Source organism: Psychrobacter sp. T6-1 (assembly GCF_052258445.1).
The window spans coordinates 1-693 of sequence record NZ_JBQQFC010000705.1 but is presented as its reverse complement, the minus strand read 5'-3'; the positions used below and the strand labels follow the sequence as shown (position 1 = coordinate 693).

The window sequence follows — 693 nt, the reverse complement described above, 5'->3', positions numbered from 1 at the left end:
GAATCTGAAATTGCGCAGCTCGATGAAGATGACAAAAAAGACTTCTTAGAAGATATGGGTATGGACGAGGCGGGTCTCGATCAGGTGATTCGTGGCGGCTATGACTTGCTCGATATGCAGACTTACTTTACCGCAGGCGTCAAGGAAGTGCGGGCGTGGACAGTTGAGGTTGGCGCAACCGCACCGCAAGCCGCTGGCGTCATTCATACCGACTTTGAGCGTGGCTTTATTCGCGCAGAAGTCATCGCCTATGATGATTTCATCGAATATAATGGCGAAAAAGGCGCTGCTGCCGCGGGCAAATCTCGCCTAGAAGGTAAAACCTATATCGTCCAAGATGGCGATGTGATGCATTTCCGTTTTAACGTCTAATTATTTTATTCGTTTATAGCAGTGACAGTCGTAACATCGCCAGTTATGACACAGAACAACCAAAAGTCAGCCTAAGTGCTGGCTTTTTTATTATACTAAGGCGTAACAATAACTACAATTTAGATAAAATGGATAATAAATGACGGATGCAAACCCTAAGCCACGCAGCGCAAGCGACCACTGGGCATGTCTATTTAGTGCCCAGCGCTTGGGTAGTAAAAGCCAAGCGCCTGTACAAGATAGTGCGCGCTCCTCCTTTCACAAAGACTATGACAGGCTGGTGTTCTCGCACTCCTTTCGTCAGCTCAACCAAAAGACGCA

The 693-nt window shown here is 47.3% G+C and carries 1 protein-coding gene and 1 pseudogene; both read left to right on the top strand.

Translation table 11 applies throughout. From position 1 onward, the window contains the following. The coding region (locus ACTXGO_RS15530) for a DUF933 domain-containing protein (protein WP_443575150.1) at positions 1–372 on the top strand (372 nt) is incomplete at its 5' end. Between the two features lie 139 nt (positions 373–511). Next, a pseudogene (locus tag ACTXGO_RS15525) lies at positions 512–693 on the top strand (deoxyguanosinetriphosphate triphosphohydrolase); the annotation flags it as partial.